Source organism: Nonomuraea sp. B208, assembly GCF_057536035.1.
Window position 1 is genome coordinate 214,561 of sequence record NZ_BAAJOU010000020.1, and the last position, 25,116, is coordinate 239,676.

Annotated in this window: 20 protein-coding genes; 4 read left to right on the top strand and 16 right to left on the bottom strand. The window is 73.2% G+C overall.

The window, feature by feature from the left end:
* Nucleotides 1-25 precede the first annotated feature (25 nt).
* From AC27IY_RS16175 to AC27IY_RS16240, 14 genes are all read right to left on the bottom strand, one after another.
* On the bottom strand, nucleotides 26-448 hold the full coding sequence (locus AC27IY_RS16175; RefSeq protein ID WP_020546575.1) for a roadblock/LC7 domain-containing protein: 423 nt from the start codon (nucleotides 446-448) through the stop codon (nucleotides 26-28).
* Between the two features lie 21 nt (nucleotides 449-469).
* A complete protein-coding gene (locus tag AC27IY_RS16180) occupies nucleotides 470-3,376 on the bottom strand; it encodes a sensor histidine kinase (protein ID WP_487178406.1) in 2,907 nt (968 codons plus the stop codon).
* Between the two features lie 149 nt (nucleotides 3,377-3,525).
* Nucleotides 3,526-5,751, bottom strand: coding sequence for a [protein-PII] uridylyltransferase (locus AC27IY_RS16185; RefSeq protein ID WP_344209227.1), 2,226 nt, complete (start codon nucleotides 5,749-5,751; stop codon nucleotides 3,526-3,528).
* Nucleotides 5,752-5,847: 96 nt separating this feature from the next.
* The gene (locus tag AC27IY_RS16190) at nucleotides 5,848-6,186 is read right to left on the bottom strand and encodes a P-II family nitrogen regulator (protein ID WP_329583889.1); all 339 of its coding nucleotides are present in this window, start codon (nucleotides 6,184-6,186) and stop codon (nucleotides 5,848-5,850) included.
* Nucleotides 6,183-7,493 (bottom strand): ammonium transporter, encoded by a 1,311-nt coding sequence (locus AC27IY_RS16195; protein ID WP_364448728.1) that lies wholly within the window; start codon nucleotides 7,491-7,493, stop codon nucleotides 6,183-6,185. The genes AC27IY_RS16190 and AC27IY_RS16195 overlap by 4 nt, the downstream gene beginning before the upstream one ends.
* A 171-nt stretch (nucleotides 7,494-7,664) precedes the next feature.
* Nucleotides 7,665-8,426 carry an MOSC domain-containing protein gene (locus AC27IY_RS16200; RefSeq protein WP_423474668.1) on the bottom strand — a complete coding sequence of 254 codons (762 nt, stop codon included), beginning with the start codon at nucleotides 8,424-8,426 and terminating at the stop codon, nucleotides 7,665-7,667.
* Nucleotides 8,427-8,525: 99 nt separating this feature from the next.
* Complete coding sequence (locus tag AC27IY_RS16205; RefSeq protein WP_344209234.1) at nucleotides 8,526-9,467, bottom strand: sigma-70 family RNA polymerase sigma factor; 942 nt, start codon at nucleotides 9,465-9,467, stop codon at nucleotides 8,526-8,528.
* 67 nt (nucleotides 9,468-9,534) lie between these two features.
* The gene (gene hutI, locus AC27IY_RS16210) at nucleotides 9,535-10,722 is read right to left on the bottom strand and encodes an imidazolonepropionase (RefSeq protein ID WP_344209236.1); all 1,188 of its coding nucleotides are present in this window, start codon (nucleotides 10,720-10,722) and stop codon (nucleotides 9,535-9,537) included.
* A gap of 66 nt (nucleotides 10,723-10,788) precedes the next feature.
* Nucleotides 10,789-12,114 carry a formimidoylglutamate deiminase gene (locus AC27IY_RS16215; RefSeq protein WP_487178407.1) on the bottom strand — a complete coding sequence of 442 codons (1,326 nt, stop codon included), beginning with the start codon at nucleotides 12,112-12,114 and terminating at the stop codon, nucleotides 10,789-10,791.
* Nucleotides 12,105-13,295 carry an allantoate amidohydrolase gene (locus tag AC27IY_RS16220; protein WP_487178408.1) on the bottom strand — a complete coding sequence of 397 codons (1,191 nt, stop codon included), beginning with the start codon at nucleotides 13,293-13,295 and terminating at the stop codon, nucleotides 12,105-12,107. The genes AC27IY_RS16215 and AC27IY_RS16220 overlap by 10 nt, the downstream gene beginning before the upstream one ends.
* 26 nt (nucleotides 13,296-13,321) lie before the next feature.
* Complete coding sequence (locus AC27IY_RS16225; protein WP_344209242.1) at nucleotides 13,322-14,008, bottom strand: SDR family oxidoreductase; 687 nt, start codon at nucleotides 14,006-14,008, stop codon at nucleotides 13,322-13,324.
* Between the two features lie 61 nt (nucleotides 14,009-14,069).
* Nucleotides 14,070-14,942 carry a MurR/RpiR family transcriptional regulator gene (locus AC27IY_RS16230; protein WP_487178409.1) on the bottom strand — a complete coding sequence of 291 codons (873 nt, stop codon included), beginning with the start codon at nucleotides 14,940-14,942 and terminating at the stop codon, nucleotides 14,070-14,072.
* Nucleotides 14,943-15,008: 66 nt separating this feature from the next.
* The gene (gene hutU / locus AC27IY_RS16235; RefSeq protein ID WP_487178410.1) at nucleotides 15,009-16,658 is read right to left on the bottom strand and encodes a urocanate hydratase; all 1,650 of its coding nucleotides are present in this window, start codon (nucleotides 16,656-16,658) and stop codon (nucleotides 15,009-15,011) included.
* A 64-nt stretch (nucleotides 16,659-16,722) separates the two neighbouring features.
* Nucleotides 16,723-18,450 carry an ABC transporter ATP-binding protein gene (locus AC27IY_RS16240; RefSeq protein ID WP_371250097.1) on the bottom strand — a complete coding sequence of 576 codons (1,728 nt, stop codon included), beginning with the start codon at nucleotides 18,448-18,450 and terminating at the stop codon, nucleotides 16,723-16,725.
* 242 nt (nucleotides 18,451-18,692) lie between these two features.
* Between AC27IY_RS16240 and AC27IY_RS16245 the strand changes: the two genes are divergently transcribed.
* From AC27IY_RS16245 to AC27IY_RS16255, 3 genes are read left to right on the top strand one after another with little or no spacing between them, the layout of a single operon-like run.
* Nucleotides 18,693-20,069: a DUF4331 domain-containing protein gene (locus tag AC27IY_RS16245; RefSeq protein ID WP_487178411.1), complete on the top strand. Its 1,377-nt coding sequence runs from the start codon at nucleotides 18,693-18,695 to the stop codon at nucleotides 20,067-20,069.
* A complete protein-coding gene (locus AC27IY_RS16250) occupies nucleotides 20,066-21,418 on the top strand; it encodes a tetratricopeptide repeat protein (protein ID WP_487178412.1) in 1,353 nt (450 codons plus the stop codon). The genes AC27IY_RS16245 and AC27IY_RS16250 overlap by 4 nt, the downstream gene beginning before the upstream one ends.
* Complete coding sequence (locus tag AC27IY_RS16255; protein WP_487178413.1) at nucleotides 21,415-22,788, top strand: nickel/cobalt transporter; 1,374 nt, start codon at nucleotides 21,415-21,417, stop codon at nucleotides 22,786-22,788. The genes AC27IY_RS16250 and AC27IY_RS16255 overlap by 4 nt, the downstream gene beginning before the upstream one ends.
* Nucleotides 22,789-22,793: 5 nt before the next feature.
* On the opposite strand, the gene AC27IY_RS16260 is transcribed toward AC27IY_RS16255, so the two are convergent.
* Together AC27IY_RS16260 and AC27IY_RS16265 are read right to left on the bottom strand one after the other, a co-directional pair.
* A complete protein-coding gene (locus AC27IY_RS16260) occupies nucleotides 22,794-23,540 on the bottom strand; it encodes a hypothetical protein (RefSeq protein ID WP_487178414.1) in 747 nt (248 codons plus the stop codon).
* On the bottom strand, nucleotides 23,527-24,039 hold the full coding sequence (locus AC27IY_RS16265) for a SigE family RNA polymerase sigma factor (RefSeq protein ID WP_423444271.1): 513 nt from the start codon (nucleotides 24,037-24,039) through the stop codon (nucleotides 23,527-23,529). Before AC27IY_RS16265 ends, AC27IY_RS16260 begins: the two co-directional genes overlap by 14 nt.
* A gap of 141 nt (nucleotides 24,040-24,180) precedes the next feature.
* Between AC27IY_RS16265 and AC27IY_RS16270 the strand changes: the two genes are divergently transcribed.
* Nucleotides 24,181-25,071, top strand: a complete 891-nt coding sequence (locus AC27IY_RS16270) for a hypothetical protein (RefSeq protein ID WP_487178415.1) — start codon at nucleotides 24,181-24,183, stop codon at nucleotides 25,069-25,071.
* Nucleotides 25,072-25,116: the final 45 nt, after the last annotated feature.

The window sequence follows — 25,116 nt, forward strand, 5'->3', positions numbered from 1 at the left end:
GCCCGCTCCCATCAGTTCCATCACATCACCGCGCCCTGGCTGCCTGCAGTTCGGCGCGCAGGGCGGGCGTGAGCGCCTGTCCCGCCCTGTCTACCAGCAGCGTCATCTGATACGCCACCAAACCCATGTCACAATCCGGACCCGCCAGCACGGTCAGCACCGAGCCGTCGCTGATGGCCATGACGATCAGCAGCCCGCGCTGCATCTCGACGACGGTCTGCGTCACCGCGCCGCCCTCGAACACCCGGGAGGCGCCCACGGTCAGGCTCAGCAGGCCCGCGGAGACCGCGGCGAGCTGGTCGGCCCGGTCCGGCGGGAACCCCTCGGAGGCCGCCAGGCAGAGCCCGTCGGCCGAGACGACCACGGCGTGCGCGACTCCGGGCGTGTTGCGGACGAAGTCGGTGATCAGCCAGTCGAAGCGGTGCGCCTCATGGCTCAGCGTAGTCACGCATCCTCCCCGGCGGGACGCTTACTCACTCTGTTCCTCCTGTCGACGTACTTCCTGGCGGCCCCGTCGCACACCCTGCTGGAAGCTGGCCATCCGGCTGCGCATCCGGTCCGCGGAGACCGGAGGCGGCGCGGGGGCCTGCGGCTGCTGCTGCGCCGGCGACGGCTGGGCGGCCGTGCCGGGCACCAGGTTGGCCTTGGGGGTCCGCTTGGGAAGCCCGGCGGCGGTGATGCCGCCGAGGCTGGGCTCGCTGGCCTTGGCCGCCGCCTGCCAACCGGCGTCGGCGGCCGTTCGCCACGATTCCTCCCCAGAGGGTACGGCTTGCGCGGACGTGGCCTCACCCCCGCCCGTCGTCTCCGACGGGGCCGGGCTTTGCTCGCCCGGCGGGCGCCGGAACCAGGCGGACTCCACCGACGCGAAGATCGGCAGATATTCCTCCTGGTCAGGCTCCATGGGCGACACGTCCACGGACGGGGCGGGGTCGGCCCTGCGCACGTCGTTGGTCGGGTACACGGGTGGCGGCGGCGTCTGGAACGCACCATTTCCCGATGCGTGGTGGACGCCGTTGACCGGCCGGGAGCCGCCGCTCGGGTACGACGGGTAGGACCCGGAGTCGAAGGAGGCGGGCGGCCGGCCGCGGTAGGAGCCGCCGTCGGTGTCGGCCGTGAAGGCGTTCACGCCCGGCTGGGCGGGGTCGGAGCCGTACGTGCCGTAGGCGTGCCTGGGCGTGCCCGGCGTGCTGTCGTAGCCACCGGGACCGGGCTGGGCGGGGCCGGGGCGGGCGGGGCCGCGCGGCACGTCCATCGACTCGAAGCTGCCGAACGACCGGAACGTCCCGTTGGGGACCGAGCCCGCCGGCCCCGAGTGCCGCCCGCCGAACCCCTGACCGGCTGCGGGGGCGGGGGCGGTGCCGCCGCCGAAGGCGGGCCGCTGCGGCAGCGGCTGCTCGCGGCCGTCGGCGATGAGCGCGGGCGGCAGCAGCACCATCGCGATGAGCCCGGCGCCGTCGCCCTTCCTGAGCTGGACCCGGATGCCGTGGCGCAGCGCCAGGCGGCCGACCACGAACAGGCCCATGCGCCGCGACACCGACACGTCCACGACGGGCGGCTCGGCGAGGCGGCGGTTGGCCTCGGCCAGCTCCTCCTCGGTCATGCTGATGCCGGTGTCGCTCACCGACAGCAGCGCGCCGCCGCCCTCGATGGGGCTGCTGGTGACGACGACGGGCGCGTTGCTCGGGGAGAACTGGATGGCGTTCTCGACCAGCTCGGCGACCAGGTGGACGAGGTCGTTGGCGCAGCTGCCGAGCACCGACGTGCCGCGGTTCACCCGCACCTGGACCCGCTCGTAGCCCTCGACCTCCGACAGCGCGGCGCGCACGACGTCGACCAGCTTGGCCGGCTGGCTGCGCCGCCTGGTGGCCTCGTGGCCGGCGAGGACCAGCAGGTTCTCGGAGTTGCGGCGCATGCGGGTGGCGAGGTGGTCGAGCTTGAACAGGTCGGCCAGCCTGGCGCCGTCCTGCTCGCCCTTCTCCAGGCCGTCGATGAGCGAGATCTGCCGCTCGACCAGCGTCTGCGTGCGGCGCGAGAGGTTGACGAACATCGAGCTGATGTTGCCGCGCAGCTCGGCCTCCTCGCCCGCCAGGCGCACGGCCTGCCGGTGCACCTGGTCGAAGGCGCGGGCCACGTCGCCGATCTCGTCGTTGCCCTCGACGCCGATGGGGCGCACCTCGCCGACCTGGGCCTCGCCGTTGACGCGGAGCTGGCGCACCACGTCGGGCAGGCGGAAGCCGGCGATCTCCAGCGCCTCGGTGCGCAGCCGGCGCAGCGGGGTGACCATGGAGCGGGCGATGGCGACGGTGAGGAGCAGCACGAGCAGAAGTAGCGCTACGATCATGACACCGGCGATGATCGCGTTGCGGATCTCGGAGCTGCGCAGCTCCTGGCTGCGCAGGTTGACCTTGTCGGCGAGGTCCTTCTCGACGCCGTGCAGGACGTCGATCACGATCTGGTTCTGGTCGAACCACTCCTGCCGGCTGGCGCGGGCGGAGATCAGGTTGTCGGTGATGCGCACGCCGGGAGCCCGGCCGCTGGCCAGCGTGATCGCGCGTGACTTGGTGAGCTGGACGTTGACGTACTCGGGCTTGGCGGCCAGCGACTTGGACAGGTCGAGGCCGATCTCGGCGCCGGCCTCGGCGCCGACGGTGCTGATGTCGCTGAGCTGGCGGGCGTTGGAGGTGATGAACTGCTCGACCGTCTTGGCGTCCACCTTGGCGGTGTCGTAGCTGGCCTGCAGGAGCTGGACGCGCTGGCGGGAGACCTCCTCCTTGGCCGCGGCGAGCGCGCTGAGCGCGCGGAACTGCCCGACGGTCAGGGAGTCGTCCGACAGCAGGCCGAGCTCGTCGTGCAGGGCGAGGAGACTGTCGGTCAGGGTGTCGTACTGGGCGGTGTTGGTCTGGCCCTCGGCGCGGATGCGGGGCAGGCGGGCGAGGACGGACTTCGCCCGGTCGGCGGCCCTCACGGCGCGGGGGCCGTAGGAGTCGTCGATGGCGTTGAGATCGGTGCGCACCTGGGCGGCGAGGCCGTCGACGGCGGCCTTGCGCTGGGTGAGCGGCGTGGCGAGCGTCTTCTTCATCGCGCGACTGGCCCCGATCCAGCCCGCGGTGTCACGCTCCAGCCCGATCGCCTGCAGCAGGTCGCGGATGTGGCCCGCCTGTTCGGCGGCGGTGGCCGTACGGTCGTAGTCGGCGATGCTCTGCACCGACTCGACCACGCGGGAGCCGCCCAGCACGACGGCGGCCACGGTCGGGACCAGGATGAGCGCCGTGAGGCGCCAGCGCACACGCCAGTTGCGCAGTCCGAAGCGCGACAGCGACCGTCCGCCGCGCTCACGCGGCGCGGCTGAGCCGCTGACGGAGTTCCCCGTAGTCACTGGTTCCGCTACCCCTCAATCATCCCGTGGTGATGTGCTCCAAAGCCGCCCAAACCATGAAGCCGGTCCACAAGGTATCCGAGCAAGTGTCACAACCGGCAATTCGGACACAATCGTTACAGTGGTGACCGACAGCCGTGCGCTGCCGGTTATCGCAGTGCGGCGAGCACGTGATCGCGGACTTGTGCCCGCTGCGCGTCGTCGCTGAGGGGGCGACCGGCGCGATCAACCACGTAGAAGACGTCCACCGCCTCCGCGCCGAGAGTCTCCACGCGAGCGGCCCGGACGTCAAGACCGCACTCCCCGAACGCCCGCCCGATCCGCCACAGCAGCCCCGGCCTGTCATGGGCCCTGACTTCCACCACGGTGGCCGTCGCGGAGGCGTCGTCGACCAGCGTCACCCGAGGTGGGGCCACCGGTACGCGGGGCGGTCGCACGGCCCGCGTGCGCCGCGCCAGCCGCTGCTCGATGTCAAGACGGCCGGCAAGGACGAGACGGAGATCGGACTCCAGGGTCGCCGGGTCGGGAGGGGAGCCGTACTCGGGGACCACGGAGAACTCGATCACCGCCGTGGAGCCGGCGGAGGCCGACGAGGCGGAGCGCACGATGAGCCGGTGCGCGGACAGCACGCCGGCCGCGCTCCACAGCAGCCCCACCCGGTCGGGGGCGACGACGGTGACGTTGCCGCCGGCCACGCGGACCGCGCCGCCGCCGTGCCGGGCCAGCGCGGCCTGCTCGGGCGACAGGGTGGGCGGTTTCGGCGGCGGCGAGCCGGACAGCACGGACCGCACCCGGCGTACGAGGTCGGCGACGAGCCCGGCCTTCCAGGAGTTCCAGGCGGCCGGTCCTGTGGCGTTGCCGTCGGCCACGGCGAGCGCGGCCAGCAGGTCGAGCACCTCACGGCTGCCGACGGTGGCGGCCACCTTCTCGATGGTGACCGGGTCGTCGAGGTCGCGGCGGGTGGCGGTCTCGGGCAGCAGCAGGTGGTGGCGTACGACGGTGGCCAGCGTCTCGACGTCCCGCGGCGGCAGGCCGATCCGGGTGGCGATGTCGCGCACCACGACCTCGCCGGTCGCCGAGTGGTCGCCGGGCCAGCCCTTGCCGACGTCGTGCAGGAGCGCCGCGATCAGCAGGAGGTCGGGGCGGGAGACCTCGCGAGTGTGGCCGGCGGCGTTGGCGGCGGCCTCGATGAGGTGCCGGTCGACGGTGAAGCGGTGGATCGGGTTGCGCTGCGGGCGGTGGCGTACGCGCTCCCAGTCAGGAAGCAACTTGACAATGATCCCGGCCTGGTCCAGCTCCTCCCAGACGGGCACGGCGGCGCGGCCAGCGCCGAGGATCGACACCAGCGCGTCGCGGGCCTCCTCGGGCCACGGCACCGGCATGGGAGGTGACTGAGCTGCGAGAACGGACACCGTGGCGGGCGCCATCGGCAGCCCGGAGTCGGCCGCGGCGGCGGCCGCGCGCAGCACGAGGACGGGGTCCGTACGCGGGTTGACGCCCCTCGCGAGCACGACCTCGCCGCCGTGCTCGACCACGCCGTCGGCGAGCGGGCGGCGGCCGCGCGGGGCCGGCCCTGACAGGAGTCTGTCAACCGTGCGCCAGGTCGCGTCGAAGGCGTGGGAGACGGTGCGGCCGGCCTCGGCGAGGCGGCGCATGAGCGCCTCGGCGTCGAGCAGGCCGAGCAGCCCGGCGACGGCGTCCTGCTCCTGCAGGACCAGCCGGTCGGTGCCGCGGGCGGTGACGACGTGCAGCGCGTGGCGCACGTCGAGGATGAACTCGTGGGCTTCGCGGGCCCGGGGGCCGGGCGCGGAGGCGACCCAGGCCGCGGCCACGGCCTGCATGGCCTGGACGTCGCGGAGCCCGCCGCGGCCGTCCTTGAGGTCGGGTTCGAGCAGGAACGCCAGCTCGCCGCTGACCTGGGCGCGCTGGTCGGCGGCCTCCCGCAGCTCGCCGAGCCGGCGCCGGGAGTCAGCCCGCCACTCGGCGAGCACCGCCTCCCTGGCCTTCCTCGTCAGCTCGGGATCGCCCGCGACGTGACGGGCCTGGATGAGGCCGAGCACGGCCTTGAGGTCCTGGCGGGCGACCGCGACGGCCTCCTCGACCGTGCGGACCGAATGATCGAGACCGACCGAGGAGTCCCAGATCGGATACCAGATCCGGTCGGCGATCCTGGCGACGTCCGGGCGGCCGTTGTGGAGCAGGACCAGGTCGAGGTCGCTCCCGGGAGCCGGCTCGCCCCTTCCGAGACTGCCGACGGCGACCAGTGAGACGTGGTCGCCGTCGCTCGCCGTGCGGAAGAGATCCTTGAGCCAGCGGTCGGTGTCCGCGGTCCGCTCCTTGCGGGCCGCGGCGTACGAACGGGCCTCTCCCCTCACCTCAGTGCCCCCTCACCTCAGTGCCCCGCCTGCCGGGCTCCGCCCGGCGAACCCTGTGTCCCGCTCCGACGCCGTTGTCGGAGCTCCTCCGGAACATCACAGGGCCTCCGGGCCCCTCTCTCCCGTGCGTACGCGGATCACGGTGTCCACGGGCACGGACCAGACCTTGCCGTCGCCGATCTTGCCGGTGTGGGCGGCCTTGACGATGACGTCGATCACGTCCTCGGCGTCGTCCTCCTCGGCGAGGACCTCCAGGCGCACCTTGGGCACCAGGTCGACCTGGTACTCGGCGCCGCGGTAGACCTCGGTGTGGCCGCGCTGGCGGCCGTAGCCGCTGGCCTCGCTGACGGTCATGCCCTTGACGCCGAACTGCTCCAGCGCGGCCTTGACGTCGTCGAGCTTGAAGGGCTTGATGATCGCGGTGATGAGCCTCATGCGTCCACCTTCTTGGGAGCGGGAGCCGTGGGACCGTTGGAGGAGGCCACGCCCGAGGCGTAGACCGTGCCGAGGTCGTACCCGGTCTCGGCGTGCGTGGTGACGTCGATGCCGGTGACCTCGTTCTCGGCGGGCACCCGGAAGCCCACCGTCTTGTCAATGATCTTGCCGATGATCCAGGTGAGGACGAAGGAGTAGCCGCCGACCGCGATCGGGCCGAGCACCTGCAGGCCGAGCTGGCCGAAGCCGCCGCCGTAGAACAGGCCCTCGCTCTGCTGGTCGAGGAAGGGGTAGGCGGCCAGGAAGCCGAGCGCGACGGCGCCGATGACGCCGCCCACCAGGTGGACGCCGACCACGTCGAGCGAGTCGTCGTAGCCGAGCTTGTACTTCAGGCCGACGGCGAAGGCGCAGATCGCGCCGGCCAGCAGGCCGATGACCATCGCGGCCCACGGGTCCACGAAACCGCACGCCGGGGTGATGGCGACCAGACCGGCGACCGCGCCGGAGGCGACGCCGAGGCTGGTGGCGTGACCGTCGCGCAGCTTCTCGACCACGAGCCAGGCGCCGGCCGCGACCGCGGTGGCGACCTGCGTGTTGAGGAAGGCCAGGGCGGCGGTGCCGTCCACGGCCAGCTCGGAGCCGGCGTTGAAGCCGAACCAGCCGAACCACAGCAGGCCCGCGCCGAGCAGGACCAGGGTGAGGTTGTGCGGCCGCATCGGCTCCTTGCGCCAGCCCTGCCGCTTGCCGATCACGAGGGCCAGGGCGAGGGCCGCCGCGCCGGCGTTGATGTGGACGACCGTGCCGCCCGCGAAGTCCTCGATGCCCATGGTGTTGAGCCACCCGGTGCCCCAGACCCAGTGCGCCACCGGGAAGTACACCACCGTGGCCCACACGACGGTGAAGAGGATCCACGCGCCGAACTTCGCCCGGTCCGCGATCGCGCCGCTGATCAGGGCGACCGTGATGATGGCGAACGTCATCTGGAAGGCGGAGAAGATGAGACTCGGCATGCCGGTGCCGTCGTCCTTGGTGGCGGTGTCCACCAGGCTCTGCAGACCCAGTGCGTCGAATCCGCCGACGAAGTTGTTGAGTGCCGAGCTGGGGTTGTCGGTGAACGCGAGCGAGTGACCGAACAGCATCCAGGTGATGGACACGGTGATGATGGCGCCGAACGACATCATCATCATGTTCAGGACGCTCTTGGCCCTGGTCATGCCGCCGTAGAAGAACGCGAGGCCGGGAGTCATCAGCAACACCATGGCGGTGGCGACGATCATCCAGGCAGTGGTGCCGCCGTCGATCTTCACGAAGCGACCCTCCTTACGTGTGACGTGTGGCCACAGCGTGTTCGCCCGGGGTTTCGTGCCACGACCAGGTGTGTTTCACATCTGTGAAACTCGCCACACAGGTGTTTCCGCCGCGTTTCGGACGTCTCACCTGTCGGAAAAGGGAAATGCGCAATCGGCGGCGCGCGGCGGTCAGCCGAGGCGTACGGGGTCGCCCTTCCTGATCCGTCCGGGGTGCGCCACGCGGGCGTACACGCCGGCGCAGGGCTGCGGGTCCGTGCCGAACACCGGCACCCGGTTGTGCCTGGCGACCGTGCGCAGCGCGTCGGGGTCGCGTTCCAGCGCGCCGTGCGCGAGCGTGGGCACGGCGCAGCGCGGGCTGGCGACGATGACCTCCAGCACCACGTCCGCGCCGACGCGCAGCCGCCGGCCCACCCAGTCGTTCTCGGGGAAGCCCTCTCCCTCGGTCGCGATGACGAGGTTGGGCCGGTAACGGGCGGCCTCGACCCGTCCGCGCGGGCCGAGCGCGCCGATCCTGTCCAGGGCGGCGGTCGTGATCAGGTGGATCGGCGCGAAGTCGAAGAACGTGCCGGGGGGCGCGCCCGCGCCCAGCGTGCCCACGGTGTACGGGACCTCCGCCTCGATGCCCTCGGCCAGCACCCGCTCCGGCACCGACCGCTCCAGCTCGGCGCCCTCCGGCGGCACGTCGATCAGCCGCACCTCGCGCCCGAGCAGCCGCGACAGCTCCTCGTCGCCGGGCGGGGCCGCGCCGTCCAGGGTGAGCAGGTCCCGCCAGAGCCGGGGGTTCTTGGCGCTGGCGATCTTGCCGGTGGCGACGTCGAGCACCGCCCGCGCCCGGTCGCCCGCCAGGCCGCGCTCGTCCACCTCGCTCTCCGCGAGCTCCTCGCCGAGCAGCGATTTGACGGGATAGCGGCGCAGTGTCTGGATGTGCACGCGACCCAGCCTAGGGCCCGGCCTCCATCAGGAAGCCGGGCACGACCGTCACCGGATCAGGTGGCCGTCACGCCGAGGTGGCCGTCAGGCGGCGGCGGGTCACGCGGCGGCGGTCGCCATCTTGCGCAGGCGGGCCAGGGCGTCGCGCTCGATGCGGCGGGCGCGGTCACGGCCGATGCCGTAACGCTCCCCCACCTCGGTCAGCGTGTGCTCGCGGCCGTCGACCAGGCCGTAACGCCAGCGCAGCATCTCGCTCGTCGGCCCCTCCAGCCCGGTGAGCCACTGGTCCAGCCGCTCGCGCTCCAGGATGTCGATGGCCTGCTGCTCGGGGTCGGCCCAGGTCTCGTCGGCGATCATGTCGCCCAGCTCGGTCTCGTCCTCGTCGCCCACGCCGAGCTGCAGCGACACCGGGTCGGAGGCCCAGCGGCGCAGCTCGCGCACCCGCTCGATCGGCAGTTCGAGGATGTCGGCGAGGTCGTCGTCGGTCGGCTCGACGTCGAACTCGGCGAGCATGTCACGCCGCACCCGCATGAGCCGGGTCATCTGCTCCCCCGCGTGCGTGGGCAGCCGCACCGGCCGCGCCTGCTCGTGGATGGCCCGCCCCACCGACTGCCTGATCCACCACGTGGCGTAGGTGGAGAACTTGTAGCCCCGCCGGTAGTCGAACTTCTCCACCGCCCGCACCAGGCCCAGATTGCCCTCCTGGACCAGGTCGATCAGCGGCATCCCCCGGCCGGAGTACTTCCGCGCCACCGCCACCACCAGGCGCAGGTTGGCCTGGATGAACTCGTCCTTGGCGCGCCGGCCCGAGATGGCCAGCCGCTCCAGCTCCTCGTCCGCCGCGTCCCCGATGCGCGGCTCCGAGCCCCCGCTGTCGAGCAGGTGCTCCGCGAACAGTCCCGCCTCGATCCGCTTGGCGAGCTCCACCTCTTCCTCCGCGGTGAGCAGCGGGACGCGGCCGATCTCGGCCAGGTACGTCCCCAGCAGATCGCGGTCCGCGACGTGCTGCTCCTGCGTGCGACTCCCCGTAGGCCTTGCCATCCCCTGGCACCTCGTTCCGCAGCTGCGTCCTATACCCGGCCAACGAGCGGCACCGGGCAAAGATTCCCTAAAGCGCTACGACCGAGGGAGGGTTCTGGATGTCCTCCTGAAGGAGGAGACCACCCTGGAAGACCTGGTGGACCAGGGGGACGCCGGGACGGTAGGCCAGGTGGACGTAGGACGGGGCGTCGAGCACGACCAGGTCGGCGCGGGCGCCGGGACGCAACCAGCCTACGTCCGTGCGCCGCAGCGCGCGCGCCCCGCCGTACGTGGCCGCCCGGATCGCCTCCAGCGGCGTCATCCGCATCTCGCGCACCGCGAGCGCCACGCAGAACGCCATCGACGAGGTGTAGGACGATCCCGGGTTGCAGTCGGTGGCGAGCGCCACGGTCACCCCGGCGTCGAGCAGCCGGCGCGCGTCAGGGTACGGCGAGCGCGTCGAGAACTCCGCCCCCGGCAGCAGCGTCGCCACCGTCCCCGACCCGGCGAGCGCGTCCACGTCGGCCGCCGTGAGGTGCGTGCAGTGGTCGGCCGAGGCCGCGCCCAGCTCGCAGGCGATGCGCACCCCCGGCCCCTCGCCGAGCTGGTTGGCGTGCACCCGCACGCCGAGCCCGGCCCGCCGGCCGGCGGTCAGGATCTCCCGCGTCTGGTCGCCGTCGAAGGCCCCCCGCTCGCAGAAGACGTCCACCCACCGCGCGAACGGCGCGCACGCCGTCAGCATCTCCCCGGCCACCAGCCGTGTGTAGTCGTCGGCGTCCACGCCCTCCGGCACGACGTGCGCCCCGAGGAAGGTGGTCTCGTCGGTGAGCGCGGTGGCGAGCTCCAGGGAGCGGCGCTCGTCCTCGACGGTCAGGCCGTAGCCGCTCTTGATCTCGACCGTGGTGGTGCCCTGCCTCGCCATCTCGCGGACCAGCGCGAGGGCGTGCGTGGCCAGCTCGGCGTCCCCGGCGCGGCGGGTGGCGGCGACGGTGGTCCTGATGCCGCCGCCGGTGTACGGCTCGCCGGACATGCGGGCCTGGAACTCGGCCGTGCGGTCGCCCGCGAAGATCAGGTGGGCGTGGGAGTCGACGAAGCCGGGGATGACGGCCCGCCCGGCCACGTCCACGCGCTCGTCGGCGCCTCCCGGGGCCTCGGCCGCCGGGCCCAGCCAGGTGACCGCGCCGTCCTCGACGAGCAGCGCCGCGTCCTGGATCTCCTCGCGTTCGGGGTCGCCGGTGTAGAGCAGCCCGATCCCGTCGAACAGGGTCGCGGTCATGGCAGGGCTCCGATTCTCGATGGGTCGGGTTCTCGATGGGTCGGGTTCTCGATGGGTCGGATGTGGTCAGCGCAGGGCTCTGATGGCCTCGGACAGCAGCGCGCCGGCGTCGCCGAGCACGTGCCGCCCCTCGGTGACCACCCGCCGCCCGCCGGAGACGACGGAGTGCACGTCGGCGGCCGTGGCCGCGAACACCACGGCCTCCAGCCCGGCCGCGCCCGCCGTGCGCACGCTGTCGAGGCGTACGGACACGAGGTCGGCCCAGGCGCCCGGGACGAGCAGGCCCGCGTCGGGGAAGCCGAGCGAGATGTGGCCCGCGCAGGTCGCGGCGGACAGCAGGTCGGTAGCGCTCCAGTGGCCGCGCCGGCCGCTCGCGAGGCGCTGGTCCAGCTCGACCGCCCTGGCCTCCTCGAACAGGTCGACGACGGCGTGGCTGTCGGAGCCGAGGGTGATGGCCGCACCCCGGTCGGCGAGCTCGCGGGCCGGGCCGATGCCGTCGGCGAGGTCGCGCTCGGTCGTGGGGCACATGCACACCGCCGTGCCCGACTGGGCGAGCAGCTCCACGTCCACGTCGGTGAGGTGGGTCGCGTGCACGGCGGTCGAGCGCGGCCCGAGGACGCCGTGCTCGTGCAGCACGCCGACCGGGGTCGCGGCGTACATCTCGACGCAGGCCGCGTTCTCGGCCCGCTGCTCGGAGACGTGCGCGTGCAGCGGCGCGGCGTGGTGGCGGGAGAACTCGGCGACGTGCGGCATCTGCTCGGGCGGCACCGCGCGGACCGAGTGCACGGCCGCGCCGATCTCCACGTCGGGCTGCCCCTCGTAGGCGGCGGCGAGGGCGTCCGCGCGGGCCGCCCAGCGCTCGGCGTCGCCGTCGCCGAAGCGGACCTGCGGGCCGGACAGGGGGGCGCCGATGCCGCCGGTCAGGTAGCAGGTGTCGAGCAGCGTCACGCGCAGCCCGGCCGCGCGGGCGGCCTGGACGAGGGCGTGGCCCATCGCGTTGGGGTCGTCGTACGGCGTGCCGTCCGGCCCGTGGTGCAGGTAGTGGAACTCGCCCACGCAGGTCACCCCCGCCAGCGCCATCTCGGCGTAGACGGCGGTGGCGAGGCGCAGGTAGGAGTCGGGGTCGAGGCGGGCGGCCACCTCGTACATCCGCTCGCGCCAGGTCCAGAAGTCGCCCTTGCCCTCCTGCGCGACGCCGCGCAGCGCCCGGTGGAAGGCGTGGGAGTGGGCGTTGGCCAGGCCGGGGACGGTGAGCCCGGCCAGCCGCTCGGCCCCGGGCGGCGGCGGCCCCTGGCCGATCCTGGTGATGCGGTCGCCCTCGACGACGACGAGCACGCCCTCGGCGACGCCGTCGGGCAGCCATGCCTGCTCGCACCAGTACGTCAGCGACACAGATCCTCCAGCACGTCCGCCAGCGCGACCACTCCCGCCTCGCAGTCTGCCTGCTCGGCATGCTCCTCAGGGCTGTGGGACACGCCGGTGGGATTGCGGACGAACAACATCCCGGCCGGCACCCCCGCCGCCGCCAGGATGCCCGCGTCGTGCCCGGCCCCCGTGGGCAGGACGGGCGCGGGCGTGCCGCCGCCGCCCACCACCCGGGCCAGGCGGTCCCTGAGCGCCGGGTCGAAGCCGACGACCGGCGTCCAGGACTCCTCGCTCACCTCGTGGCCCCCGGCCAGCTCGGCCAGCTCGGCCACCAGGGCGCGGACGTCGTCCTCGGCCGGGCCGCGGGCGTCCAGCCAGGCGGCCACGTGGCCGGGGACGGCGTTGGCGTTGCCGGGACGGACGCGTACCTTGCCGACCGTCGCCACCACCTCCCGCCGCTCGGCGGCCGCGCGGGCGGCCAGCACCATGCGGGCGAACGGCAGCATCGGGTCGTCGCGGTCGGCGAGCCTCGTGGTGCCCGCGTGGTCGGCCCGGCCCCGGAAGTCGAAGCGCCAGCGGCCGTGCGGCCAGATGGCGGCGGCCACGCCCACCGGGCGTCCGTGGGCGACCAGGCCGCGGCCCTGCTCGACGTGGAGCTCCACGTACGCGCCGACGCCGGCCAGCGTCTCGTCGTCGCGGCCGACCGACTCCGGCCTGCGCCCCGCCCTCTTCAGGACGTCGGCGAGGGTGTCGCCGTCGTCGTCGGTGAGGGCGAGCGCCCGTTCCGGTTCGATCGCCCCGGTGAGCAGCCGCGACCCCATGCACGGCACGCCGAACCTGGCGCCCTCCTCGTCGGTGAAGCACACCACGCCGAGCGGCCTGCCTGGGGTCCCGCGCTCTTTGAACAGGCCGCGCTCCCTCAGCAGGTCGAGGGCGGCGAAGGCGGAGACGATCCCGAGCGGGCCGTCGTACGCGCCGCCCTGGCGCACCGAGTCGAGATGGCTGCCGGTCACGACGCCGGGGCTCCGCGACGGGTCGCCCCACCAGGCCCACAGGTTGCCGTTGCGGTCCTCCCGCAGGTCGAGGCCGCGCCGGGCGGCCTCACCCGCGAACCACTCCCGGAGCTCCATGTCCGCCGGCGACCAGGCGTCCCTGACGTAGCCGCCGGTCGCCGCGTCTCGTCCTATGTGCGTGAGTGGTTCGAGCATGGCCCCACTGTAGTGAATGGATCCATTCAGTTGACCGGGCCGGCCGCGGGACGCAGCGTCAGCTCGGTGAGATGGGCGTCCGGCCCGGCGTTGACCGCGGCCATCACGGCGCGCGCCACGCTCTCGGCGGTCAGGTATTTGTCGGCCTCGAACGGGCCGCCCTCGTACGCGCGGACCTGGTGCTGCATGTCGGTGGCGATCCGGCCCGGGTAGACGGTCGTGACCCGCACGTCGCGCTCCTCCTGCCGCAGCGCGTCGGCGAACGCCTTCAGCGCGAACTTGCTGGCCGCGTACGCCGCCCAGTGCGGGTTCGCGCGCTGGCCCGCGCCGGAGTTGACGCACACCACCTGCCCCTTGGCGCGCCGCAGCGCGGGCAGCAGCAGCCGGGTCAGCTCGGCGACGGCGACGACGTTGACCTCGAACATTTCCCGCCACACGGCGGCCGGCTGCTCGGCGATCAGCCCCATGCGGGTGATCGCGGCGCTGTGCACGAGCAGGTCCAGCCGCTCGACGCCGGCCACGTCGGCCTCGGTGACCCCGGTCAGCTCCACCGGCCACGGCCGCGCGTCGGGCAGCTCCGCCGCCACGGCGGCCAGCGCGCTCTCGTCCCGGCCGCCCAGGATGACGTGGTGAGTGGGCCCGAGAGCCCTGGCGACGGCCGCGCCGACACCTCGGGAAGCGCCGGTGACCAGCGCCGTCGGTCGTTCAGTCATGGAGATCAGCATATTGACCCGCCCGCCCGCCGGCCGCGCCCCCCGCGCGGCCGGCGGCGGGTCATCCGGTGAGGTGGCCGTCGCTGCCCGCAAGGGGCGGTGGCGGGTCGCCGGGGAGGAACGTGCCGGTCTCGTCGGTCATGCGTTCGTACTCCTCCAGGCGGGCCCTGGTGCGCAGCGGCGCCGCGTCGGCCATGGCCTCCACCAGGGCCATCGCCAGCAGCAGCGGGGCCGCGTGCGAGTCGAACACGAGCCGGTCGCCGACGGGCGCGTCCAGCACCACCTCCGCCGGGAAGCCGGGCTTGTCGGTGATCGCGGCCACCCGGTAGCCGAGCTTCTCGGCGTACTCGAGGGCCTGCACGGCCTCGCGCGGGTAGCGCGGCAGCACCACGGCCACCAGCCATTCCGCGCCCGCGCGGCGGCAGGCGTGCAGGCCGTCGGCCAGCTCGGAGCCGCCGTGCGTGAGCAGGCGTACGTCGGGGTGGATGCGGCGGGCGTAGTCGGCGAAGGTGGTGGCCAGGCCGCAGGAGACGCGCAGCCCGACCACCGGCAGCGGCTCGGTGGCGGCCAGCTGCTCGCCCAGCTCCTTCAGCGGGAACGCGCTCAGGCGCTCGCGCACGACGGCGAGGTTGCGGATCTCGATGTCGATCGCGCCCCGGAGCAGGCTCTCCTGCGGCTCTCCCGTGCCGGTGCTGCCCAGCACGAGCGGGCGCAGCGCCTGGCGCAGCTCCGGGTAGCCGCCGAAGCCGAGGACCATGGCGAACCTGGTGACCGACGGCTGGCTGACGCCGGCCCGTTCGGCCAGCTCGACGCTGGACAGGAAGATGGCCTCGTCGAGGTTCTCGCTGAGGTAGTGGGCGATCCTGCGCTGCACCGGGGACAGCCTGCGGCCGTTGAGCAGCACGTCGAGTCCGCCGAGATATCCGTCCGCCACGCCTCCTCCAACGTCTCCCGCCCTTCGTTCTCATCCCGCAGGGCTCATTCCACGGGAGGGGCCGGGTCAGGACTCGCGCATGGGGATGCGGACGCCGCGGGTGTCGGCGACCTCGGTGGCGCGCTCGTAGCCGGCGTCCACGTGCCGCATCACCCCCGTGCCCGGGTCGTTGGTGAGGACGCGGGTCAGTTTCTCCCGCCCCAGGGCCGTGCCGTCGGCCACCGTCACCTGGCCGGAGTGGATGGAGCGCCCGATGCCGACGCCGCCCCCGTGGTGGATGGACACCCAGGCGGCCCCGGAGGCGGTGTTGAGCAGGGCGTTGAGCAGCGGCCAGTCGGCGATCGCGTCGGAGCCGTCGGCCATCGCCTCGGTCTCGCGGTAGGGGGAGGCCACCGATCCGCTGTCCAGGTGGTCGCGGCCGATGACGATCGGCGCCCGCAGCTCGCCCGACGCCACCATGTCGTTGAAGCGCTCGCCCGCGAGGTTGCGCTCGCCGTAGCCGAGCCAGCAGATGCGCGCCGGCAGCCCCTGGAAGCGCACCTTCTCCCCCGCCGTACGGATCCACCGGGCGAGCGGCTCGTTGTCGGGGAACAGCTCCAGGATCGCCCGGTCCGTCGCGGCGATGTCGGCCGGGTCGCCGCTCAGCGCCGCCCACCGGAACGGGCCCTTGCCCTCGCAGAACAGCGGCCTGATGTAGGCGGGCACGAACCCGGGGAAGTCGAAGGCCCGCTCGTAGCCGGCCAGCCGCGCCTCGCCCCTGATGGAGTTGCCGTAGTCGAAGACCTCGGCCCCCGCGTCCTTGAAGCCGACCATGGCGGCCACGTGGCGGGCCATCGACTCCCGCGCCCGCTCGGTGAAGCCGGCGGGGTCCTTGTCGCGTTCGGCGGCCATGTCCTCGAAGGCGACGCCGGCCGGAAGGTACATCAGCGGGTCGTGCGCCGAGGTCTGGTCGGTGACGATGTCGATCTCGGCGCCGCGGGCCAGCACCTCGGGCAGGACGTCGGCGGCGTTGCCGACCAGCCCGATGGACAGCGGCCGGCGGGCGGCCCGCGCCTCCTCGGCCAGGCGCAGCGCCTCGTCCAGGGTGGCGGCCTCGACGTCGAGGTAGCGGTGCTCGATGCGGCGGGCGACCGAGCGCGGGTCGCAGTCGACGCAGATGGCGACGCCGCCGTTCATGGTGACCGCGAGCGGCTGCGCGCCGCCCATGCCGCCGAGACCGGCGGTGAGCGTGACGGTGCCGGCCAGCGAGCCGCCGAAGCGCTTGGCGGCGACCGCGGCGAACGTCTCGTACGTGCCCTGGAGGATGCCCTGCGTGCCGATGTAGATCCACGACCCGGCGGTCATCTGCCCGTACATGGTGAGCCCGGCCGCCTCCAGGCGGCGGAACTCCTCCCAGTTCGCCCAGTCGGGCACCAGGTTGGAGTTGGCGATGAGCACCCGGGGCGCCCACTCGTGGGTGCGGAAGACGCCGACGGGCCGCCCCGACTGCACGAGCAGGGTCTCGTCGCCCTCCAGCGTGGTGAGCGTCCTGACGAGCGCGTCGTACGACGCCCAGTCACGCGCCGCCCGTCCGGACCCGCCGTAGACGACGAGCTGCTCCGGATGCTCGGCGACCTCGGGATCGAGGTTGTTCTGGAGCATCCGGAGCGCCGCCTCCTGCGGCCAGCCCTTGGCGGTGATCGTCGTGCCTCGCGGCGCGCGCACGCTGCGGCCCATCGTGACCCTCCTGAATGAACACATTCATCTTTGTCACCCGCAGACTACAACGCAGCGGCGCGCGTCACCCCACGAGGAACTGGGTGGCCGCCAGCTCCCGGTAGAGGTCGTCCTCGCCGACCAGGTCGGCGTGCGTGCCGACGGCCCGTACGCCGCCCGCCTCCATCACCACGATCCGGTCGGCGCCCGTGACCGTGGAGAGCCGGTGGGCGATGACCAGCACGGTCGTCTCCCGCGCGACCTCGGCGATGACCTCGCGCAGCCGCAGCTCGTTGACCGCGTCGAGCTGCGAGGTGGCCTCGTCGAGCAGCAGCAGCCGGGGCCTGCGCAGCAGCGCGCGGGCGATGGCGACGCGCTGGCGCTCGCCGCCGGACAGCAGCACGCCGCGGTGCCCGACCGGCGTCTCCAGGCCGTCGGGAAGGCGGGACACCAGGTCGTCGAGGCGGGTGCGGGCAATGGCGCGGGCCAGCTCGTCCTCGGTGACGTCGTGGGCGGCGAAGAGCAGGTTCTCGCGGAGGGTGCCGGCGAGCACGGGGGCGTCCTGCTCGACGTAGCCGAGCGCGGCCCGCAGCTCGCCGAGCGGCCAGTCGCGGATGTCCCTGCCGCCCACGGTGATCGTGCCGCCCTGGTGCTCGTAGAAGCGCTCGATGAGGCCGAACACGGTGGACTTGCCCGCCCCCGACGGCCCGACCAGCGCGGTCAGCCCGCCGGGCGGCACCTCGAAGGTGACCCCGTCGTGGACGAGCGGGCGGTCCTCGCCGTAGCGGAACACCACGTCCTGGAAGGTGACGCCGACCGGCTCGCGGCCGTCGCCGGTCCGCTCGGCGGGCTCGGCGGGCTCGGCCGGCAGCCCCTCGATCTCCTTGATCCGCTGCATCGCGGCCAGACCCTGCTGAAGTTGCACGCCGCCCTGGACGAGCTGCCCGATCGGCGAGACCAGGTAGAACAGGTAGAGCAGGAACGCGATCAGCGACGAGACCTCCAGCGCCCCCGAGGAGACCCGGGCCCCGCCGACCCCCAGCACGGCGAGGAAGGCGATCTGCACCGCCATGAAGGTCGCGACCCCGGCGAGCGAGGTCCAGACGGCGACCTGCAGCCCCCGGTCGCGGGCCCGGGTGGCGGCCTCGCCGACCTCGGCGATCTCCCGGTCCTCCGCGCCGCTCGCCTTGACCGTCCGGTACGCCTGCAGCGCCCGGTCCAGCACGGACCCCATCTCGCCCACGGCCTCCTGGGCCTGCGCCTGGGCCCGCTGGATGCGCGGCATGATCAGCGCCACGAGCCCGCCGACGACCACGATGACGCCGAGCGTGACGAGCAGCAGCACGCCGTCCATGGTCGCCATCATGACGATGGCCCCGACCAGCATGAACACCGCGCTGATGGACTCGACGATGCCGTTGGTGAGCACCGCGCGCAGCAGCGTGGTGTCACCGGTCACCCGCGAGAGCAGGTCGCCGGGCTTGAGCCGGTCGACGTCGGCGACCTTGAGCCGGAGCATCCGGTCCACGAGCTTGCGGCGGGCGCCGAGCACGATGCCCTCGCCGGTGCGCTCCATCAGGTAGCTGCCGCCGGCCGAGACGACCGCGCCGACCAGCACCGCGGCGGTCAAACCCAGCAGCGGCCCGGCCATCGACCCGTTCGAGCCGAAGGCGTCCACGACGTATTTGGCCAGCAGCGGCATCGCGAGCCCCGCGACCGAGCCGATCAGCCCCAGGAACCCGCCGAGGAACAGGATCCTCCGGTACGGGCGGACGTAGGCCAATAACTCCTTGAGCACGGCATCCCCCTCCATGAACTTTCCACTGTGCGCAACGAACGAAGCGGCGCGATCCGCACCGCCCGGACAGGGTCAACCTAAATTGACGACCTAAGTATGTCAACTTCGGTTGACTTCTCCTCCTTGAGGAGGAGAAGGAACTCGTGACATCCGCGCGCACCCGGCGGACGAATAGGCCGTCGAGGAACCCGGCCGGACCTCGCAGCACCGGAACAGCACCGAACCAGCGCCGGAACAGCACCTGCGAAAGGACCACCATGGAGCTCCGGATCACCCGGCGCGCTCTGGTCGGACTCGGCCTCGCCGCAGCGGTCGCCGCGTCGTCGATGGCCGCGCTCCGCACCGACCCCGGCACCGCCTCCTCGCACCGGGAGGCCCCGAAGATCCTGGGGATGCCCCAGGTCGACAACACCGACGTGTACGCGTTCGTCAGCCCCGACAAGCCGGGCACCGTGACGCTGCTGGCCAACTGGATCCCGTTCCAGGAGCCCCACGGCGGCCCGAACTTCTACCCCTGGGACACCGCCGCCCGCTACAACATCAAGATCGACAACGACGGCGACGCCAGGACCGACATCACCTACCAGTGGACGTTCCGCGACGAGGACAGACGCGGCAACGACACCTTCCTCGCCAACAAGGGCCCCGTCACCTCGCTGAACGACCCGGACCTGCTCTACCGCCAGCGTTACACGCTGAAGCGCGTCACGCCCCACGGCACCAGGACCCTGGTCTCGAACGGCATCGCCGCGCCCAGCAACCTCGGCCCCGCCTCGATGCCCGACTACGGCGCCCTGCGCGCCCAGTCCATCGCCGGCGTGCCGGGCGGCGGCCGGACGTTCGCCGGCCAGTCGGACGAGGCGTTCTTCCTCGACCTGCGCGTGTTCGACTTCCTCTACGGCGGCGACCTGTCGGAGGTCGGCCAGGACACCACCCGCGGCTACAACGTCAACACGATCGGCATCCAGGTGCCCCAGAAGGACCTGGCGCTCAGGGGCGACCCCGAGCGCAACCCGGTCATCGGCGTCTGCTCGACCACCGACAAGTTCAACGGCCACAAGTACGTGCAGGTCTCGCGCCTGTGCAACCCGCTGGTGAACGAGGTCGTCGCGCCCGCCGGGCTCAAGGACGCCTACAACGCCCTCGACCCGTCCGGCGACGCCGACGTGGCTCCGCTGGTCAAGCGGGTCAACGACCCGGAGGTGGCCCGGCTGCTCCAGGCCGTCTACGGCATCAAGGCCCCCGCCACCCCGCGCGACGACCTGTTCCAGATCTTCCTGACCGGCGTCGCCAAGCGGACCGGCCCCATCAAGGCCGACCTGAACTCGCAGGTGCTGAACAAGGACGCCGGCCGGCTGCGGCCGTCCGAGATGCTGCGACTCAACATGTCGATCCCGCCCAGCAAGGACCCGAACCGGCTCGGCGTGCTCGGCGGCGACCTCCAGGGCTTCCCGAACGGCCGCCGGCTCATCGACGACGTCGTCGACATCGAGCTGCAGGCCGTGGCGGGCGCCGCGCTGAGCGGCAAGCTCGTGCCCGGCCTGACGGACAAGGTGGACAGGAACGACAAGCCGTCGCTGCAGACGTTCCCGTACATCCCGTTGCCCTCCAACGGGGCCGTCAACCAGCGATGAGTCCCCGACCGGCCGGCACCCTCCCCGAGCCGGCCGGTCGTCCGGGGCGGCGGGCTCCTCTCCCGTCGTCCGCCGCCCTCGCGGGCCGGCCGGCCGCGCTCCCCGTCACGGCCGGCCGGCCCGCACCGTCCGACCCCGGAGCTGCCGTCATGCGCACGTTCTTCGCCGGTTTCGTCCTCCTCGGGACGATGATCTTCACGATCGCCTCCTTCTCCGCGGCCCCGTCCGCCGCGCCACCCGCCACGGCGGCCGCGCAGCCGCTCGAAACCCTCCAGGAACGGCTCAAGCGCCTCCCCCGCGACCACCGGGGCTGGGCCGAGCTCGCCTCCCAGTACGTCGACCAGGCCCGCGTCACCGGCGATCCCTCCTACTACGTCAAGGCGGAGGGCGCCGCCCGCACCGCGACCGGGCTGGCCCCTGACGACGACGCCGTGCTCACCGCGCGCGCCGCCCTCGCCGCGGGCCGGCACGAGTTCGCCGAGGCGGCGCGGCTGGCGGGGAAGGCGGTCGCGGCGAACCCGTACAGCGCGGCGGCCCATGGCGCGCTGGCCGACGCCCGCACCCAGCTCGGCGACCTGAAGGGGGCCGCGCGGGCCGTGGGCCGGATGTTGGAGCTGCAGCCGGGGGTGGCGGCGTTCGCCCGCGCGTCGTACGCGGCCGAGCTGCGCGGCGACCAGGAGGGCGCCCGCCGCTACCTGGAGTACGCGCACGAGGACGCCTGGCTGCCCGCCGACCTCGCCTACGTCCGCCACTACCTGGGCGAGCTGGCCCTCCACGCGGGCGACCTCGCCACCGCCAGGAGCTGGTACGCCCGCGCCCTCCAGGCCGACCCCTCCTTCACCCCGGCGCTGGCCGGCCAGGCCAGGGCGAGCGCGCTCGGCGGCGACCTCCGCCAGGCGCTCGACCTCTACCAGCGGGTCGTCACCCGCCTGCCGCTCCCCCAGTACCTGGTCGAGCAGGGCGAGGTCCAGCTCAAGGCCGGGCTGCGGCCGGACTGGACGCTGCTCGACGCCCAGCGGCGGCTGCTCGCGGCGGCCGGGGTGGGCGACGACCTGACGGCGGCCGAGTTCGAGGCCGACCACCGCGACCCGGAGCGGGCCGTCCGGTACGCGCGGGCCGAGTACGCCCGCCACCCCAACCTCGTCGCCGCCGACGCCCTCGCCTGGGCGCTATTCCGGGCCGGTGAGCCGGAGGAGGCGCTGAAGTACGCGGAGCGGGCCACCGCGACCGGCTGGAACAACCCGCTCCTCCGCTACCACCGGGCCCGCATCGAGCGCGCCCTCGGCCGGCCCGCGCGCGTGGACCCCGGCTTCGACCCGTCCCTGCCGTCCCTCGCGAGGCTCTCATGAAGGCGATCCGCTCCAGGGTGATCCGCTTCGTCCTGCTGTCCGCGCTGGCGGGCCTGCTGCTGCCGGCGCTGTTCGCGGGGCCGGCCGCGGCGCACCCGCTGGGCAACTTCACCGTCAACCACTACAACGGGCTGGTGGTCACGCCCGGCGGGATCGGCAACCTCGCCGTCGTCGACCTGGCCGAGCTGCCGACCCTGCAGGCCGGTCCCGCCGTGGACGCCGGCTACGCGGGCCGCCGTTGCGCCGCGCTGGCCGCCGCGCAACGCCTGGTCGTGGCGGGGACGGCGGTGCCGTGGCGGGTGTCGGAGGCCGGGTTCGCGTACGCGCCCGGCCTGGGCGGGCTGCGGACCAGCCGCCTGACCTGCCGCCTCACGGCCGCCGTCCGGGCCTCGGGCCCGGTGGAGTTCACCGACGCCTTCGAGCAGGACAGGATCGGCTGGCGGGAGATCAGCGCGGCGGGCGACGGCGTACGACTGAGCGGCTCCACGGTGCCGGCCGCGAGCGTCAGCGACGAGCTGCGCGCCTACCCGGAGGACCTGCTGTCCGACCCGCTCGACCAGCGGACGGCCACGTTCACGGCCTCGGCGGGCGGGCCCGCCACGGGCGGGAGCGGCACCGCGCCCGGCGGCCTCGCGACCGGCGGGCCCGTCGGGGAGGCGTTCGCCGCCCTGGACCGGACGTTCACCGGCCTGATCGGCTCGGACGCGCTGACGCTCCCGCTCGGGCTGCTCGCCGTCGGGCTGGCCGTGGTGCTGGGGGCCGGGCACGCGCTGATCCCCGGGCACGGGAAGACGGTGATGGCGGCGTACCTGGCGGGACACCGTGGCCGGCCGCGCGACGCGGTCGTGGTGGGGGCCACCGTGACGGCCACGCACACGGCCGGGGTGCTGGTGGTGGGGCTGGCGCTGACGGCCTTCACCACCCTCGCCGGGGAGACGGTGCTGTCCTGGCTGGGGGTGGCCGGCGGCGCGCTGATCGCCGTCATCGGTGTCCGCCTCCTCCTGAACGCCCGCCGCCCCCGCACCGGGCACGGACATGGGCACGGTCACGGGCGGCGGGCCGGGCTCGTGGGGCTCGGGGTGGCGGGTGGCCTGGTGCCGAGCCCGTCGGCGCTGATCGTGCTGCTCGGCGCGATCGCCCTCGGCCGCACCTGGTTCGGCGTCGCGCTGGTGACGGCGTACGGCGTCGGCATGGCCGCCACCCTCACCGTCACCGGCCTCCTGCTGGTCAAGCTGGTGGACCGCCTGGAACGCCGGGCCGCCTCGGGACGCCTGGCCGCCCGCGTGTCCGGCCTGGCCCCGCTGGGCACGGCCGCGATGGTCGTGCTGCTCGGCGCGGGTCTCGCGCTCCGCTCGGCCGTCGCGCTCTGAGCGGGTCACAGGGTCGAGGTGAGCCCTTCCGCGATCCTCCTCAGCTCGGCGTTGACGGCCTCGGCGCCGGAGAACTCCTTGACGTACGAGGGACTGAACATGATCTCGGCGCGCTGCCGGTCGCCCATCCTGAGGAAGAGCGTGGGGGTGCCCTTCATGCCGTCCTCGCCCACCTCCTGGACGACGAGGTAGCCGGTGCGGTCGCCGATGGTCACCTCCTCGCCTTCGCCCTCGTCGCGGAGCCGCTGGATCCGCTCGTCGAGCTCCTGGACGGCGGCGTCCTCGTACATGTAGATCTGGACGCAGTAGAAGCCGTTCTTGTCGCCGTCGAAGTTGTACGAAGTCGAATAGCTGTCGCCGAAGTCCACCGACCAGTGCGACCATCTCAGCCCGTCGGGCAGATATCCCACCTTGACGTGCCTGAACGCCTTCCCGTCCCCCAGGTCGCCGAGCTCCGGCGGGTCGGAGGGGATCGGCGGGGTGTCGTCGATGGCGGGCGGCTCCAGCGTCGTGGCGGTCGTGGGCTCCACCACCGCCGGGGGCTCGCCGCTCGTGGCCGTCGAACCCAAGGTCACGTACCCGATGGGCGCGGCGGCGATGACGGCGGCCGTCGCGGCCAGCGCCACGCCCCTGATCCTCGTCCGCCTGCCGCCGGCGGCGCGCATGACCCGCTCCGCCAGGTCGGGCGCGGCGTGCAGTCTCGCGGTCTCGTCCGCCATGATCTGGCGGAGCTCCTCCTCAAGCGCGGGCATTCCTGATCACTCCTTCCGCTGCTTCGCGGCCGAGCACCGAGCGGAGCTTGGCCATGGCCTTCGACGCCTGGCTCTTGACGGTGCCGACCGAGCACCCGAGCACCTCGGCGGTCTGCGTCTCGCTGAGGTCCTCCCAGTACCGCAGCACGACCACCGCGCGCTGCCGGGGCGGCAGGGCGCGCAGCGCCTCCATGAGCACGTGGCGCAGGTCGACGTCGGTGACGCGGGCCGGTCGCTCCGGCGGCCGGTGCGTCGGGATGATGCTGAGGATCGCCCGGCGGCGGGCGCGGCTGATGGCCGCGTTGACGATGACGCGGCGTACGTAGGGCTCGGGGTTGTCGTAGCGCACCCGGTCCCAGCTCCGGTACGTGCGCTCCAGCGCCGTCTGCAGCAGGTCCTCGGCCTCTGTCTCGTCGCCGCAGGCGAGATAGGCGACCCGCAGCAGACTTGTGGCACGCGCGGCCACGAAGGCGCTGAAGTCGCGCTCCGCGCCGCTCATGGCTGTCTGTCCGATTTCACGCCTCCTAATACGCCCCGGCCGTCCCCGGCGTTGCCCGCCGGCGAAGAAAGTCTCGCGGGCAACGTTCTGGCGGTCCCAGGCGTATTGGAGATCATCACGTCGAATTCACGGAGGATCCCTATGAAGCTCGCGACCGCGCCGATCCGGCCGCTGGTCTCCCTGGGCGTCGGCCTGGCCATGGGCGCCACCGCCCTCCTGGGCGCGCCGGGGGCGGCCGCGGCGGCTCCGCCCGAGGGCGCCTACTGGCACTCCAGGTCGCTGATGACGCTCACGCACCCTTGGCGGTTCGGCTCCAAGTCGGATTCCTACGCGCTGGTCCAGCGGCGGGTCTCGGAGACCTGGCAGGCGCCCGACGGCAGAACGTGGTACGGGTACCGGGAGCTCGGGGCGCTGCCGAAGAGCGCGGCGGACCGTAAGGCGTGGCAGCGTGACGGCTCCCCGTCCAAGTGGAGCGAGTCGATCGACGGCAAGACCGTGAAGCTGTCCGCCGCGCCCGCCAAGGGCAGCACGGGCCCCGTACGGGATCAGAACTACTTCTTCCTCGGGGGGCAGCACCTGACGTACGACGAGGTCCAGCGCCTGCCCGCGGACCCGGCAGTTCTGAAGGACTGGCTCAGAAGGGCGGGCCAGGCCAGCCGCGTGCCGGACTACGCCCTCGACGGCTGGGTCGCGGGGACCCTGCCGTACCTCCTGCACTCCCTTCCCGTCACGAAGGAGGTCCGCGCCGCCGCCTACCAGGCGCTGCTGACGATGCCGGGCGTCCGCGCGGACGGCCTCGCGAAGGACACGCTGGGCAGATCCGGCGCCGTGGTCCTGATCGACAGGGCGGACAAGAAGACCAAGTCCTCGGCCAGGACCAGGCTGATCGTGGACACCGGCACGATGCTGCTGCTGTCGCGGGAGCAGAAGGCACTGAACGACGGCAAGCAGGTCCCGGGCAAGGAGCACACCGAGACCCTGGTGAAGGTCGGCTGGACCAACGACCCGCCCGCCGTCCCCGCCCTGCCCTAGCGTCACGCGCCCGCCCTGCCTATAGTCATGCCCATGACTACTCAT

Bases quoted from the DNA above. Each gene is read 5' to 3' on its own strand.
- AC27IY_RS16255 (WP_487178413.1), top strand. From the start codon at position 21,415: ATGAAGGCGATCCGCTCCAGGGTGATCCGCTTCGTCCTGCTGTCCGCG.
- AC27IY_RS16225 (WP_344209242.1), bottom strand. From the start codon at position 14,008: ATGACTGAACGACCGACGGCGCTGGTCACCGGCGCTTCCCGAGGTGTC.
- AC27IY_RS16220 (WP_487178408.1), bottom strand. From the start codon at position 13,295: ATGCTCGAACCACTCACGCACATAGGACGAGACGCGGCGACCGGCGGC.
- hutU (WP_487178410.1), bottom strand. From the start codon at position 16,658: ATGGGCCGCAGCGTGCGCGCGCCGCGAGGCACGACGATCACCGCCAAG.
- AC27IY_RS16240 (WP_371250097.1), bottom strand. From the start codon at position 18,450: ATGGAGGGGGATGCCGTGCTCAAGGAGTTATTGGCCTACGTCCGCCCG.
- AC27IY_RS16205 (WP_344209234.1), bottom strand. From the start codon at position 9,467: ATGGCAAGGCCTACGGGGAGTCGCACGCAGGAGCAGCACGTCGCGGAC.
- AC27IY_RS16270 (WP_487178415.1), top strand. From the start codon at position 24,181: ATGAAGCTCGCGACCGCGCCGATCCGGCCGCTGGTCTCCCTGGGCGTC.
- AC27IY_RS16260 (WP_487178414.1), bottom strand. From the start codon at position 23,540: ATGCCCGCGCTTGAGGAGGAGCTCCGCCAGATCATGGCGGACGAGACC.
- AC27IY_RS16250 (WP_487178412.1), top strand. From the start codon at position 20,066: ATGAGTCCCCGACCGGCCGGCACCCTCCCCGAGCCGGCCGGTCGTCCG.
- AC27IY_RS16265 (WP_423444271.1), bottom strand. From the start codon at position 24,039: ATGAGCGGCGCGGAGCGCGACTTCAGCGCCTTCGTGGCCGCGCGTGCC.
- AC27IY_RS16245 (WP_487178411.1), top strand. From the start codon at position 18,693: ATGGAGCTCCGGATCACCCGGCGCGCTCTGGTCGGACTCGGCCTCGCC.
- AC27IY_RS16190 (WP_329583889.1), bottom strand. From the start codon at position 6,186: ATGAGGCTCATCACCGCGATCATCAAGCCCTTCAAGCTCGACGACGTC.
- hutI (WP_344209236.1), bottom strand. From the start codon at position 10,722: ATGACCGCGACCCTGTTCGACGGGATCGGGCTGCTCTACACCGGCGAC.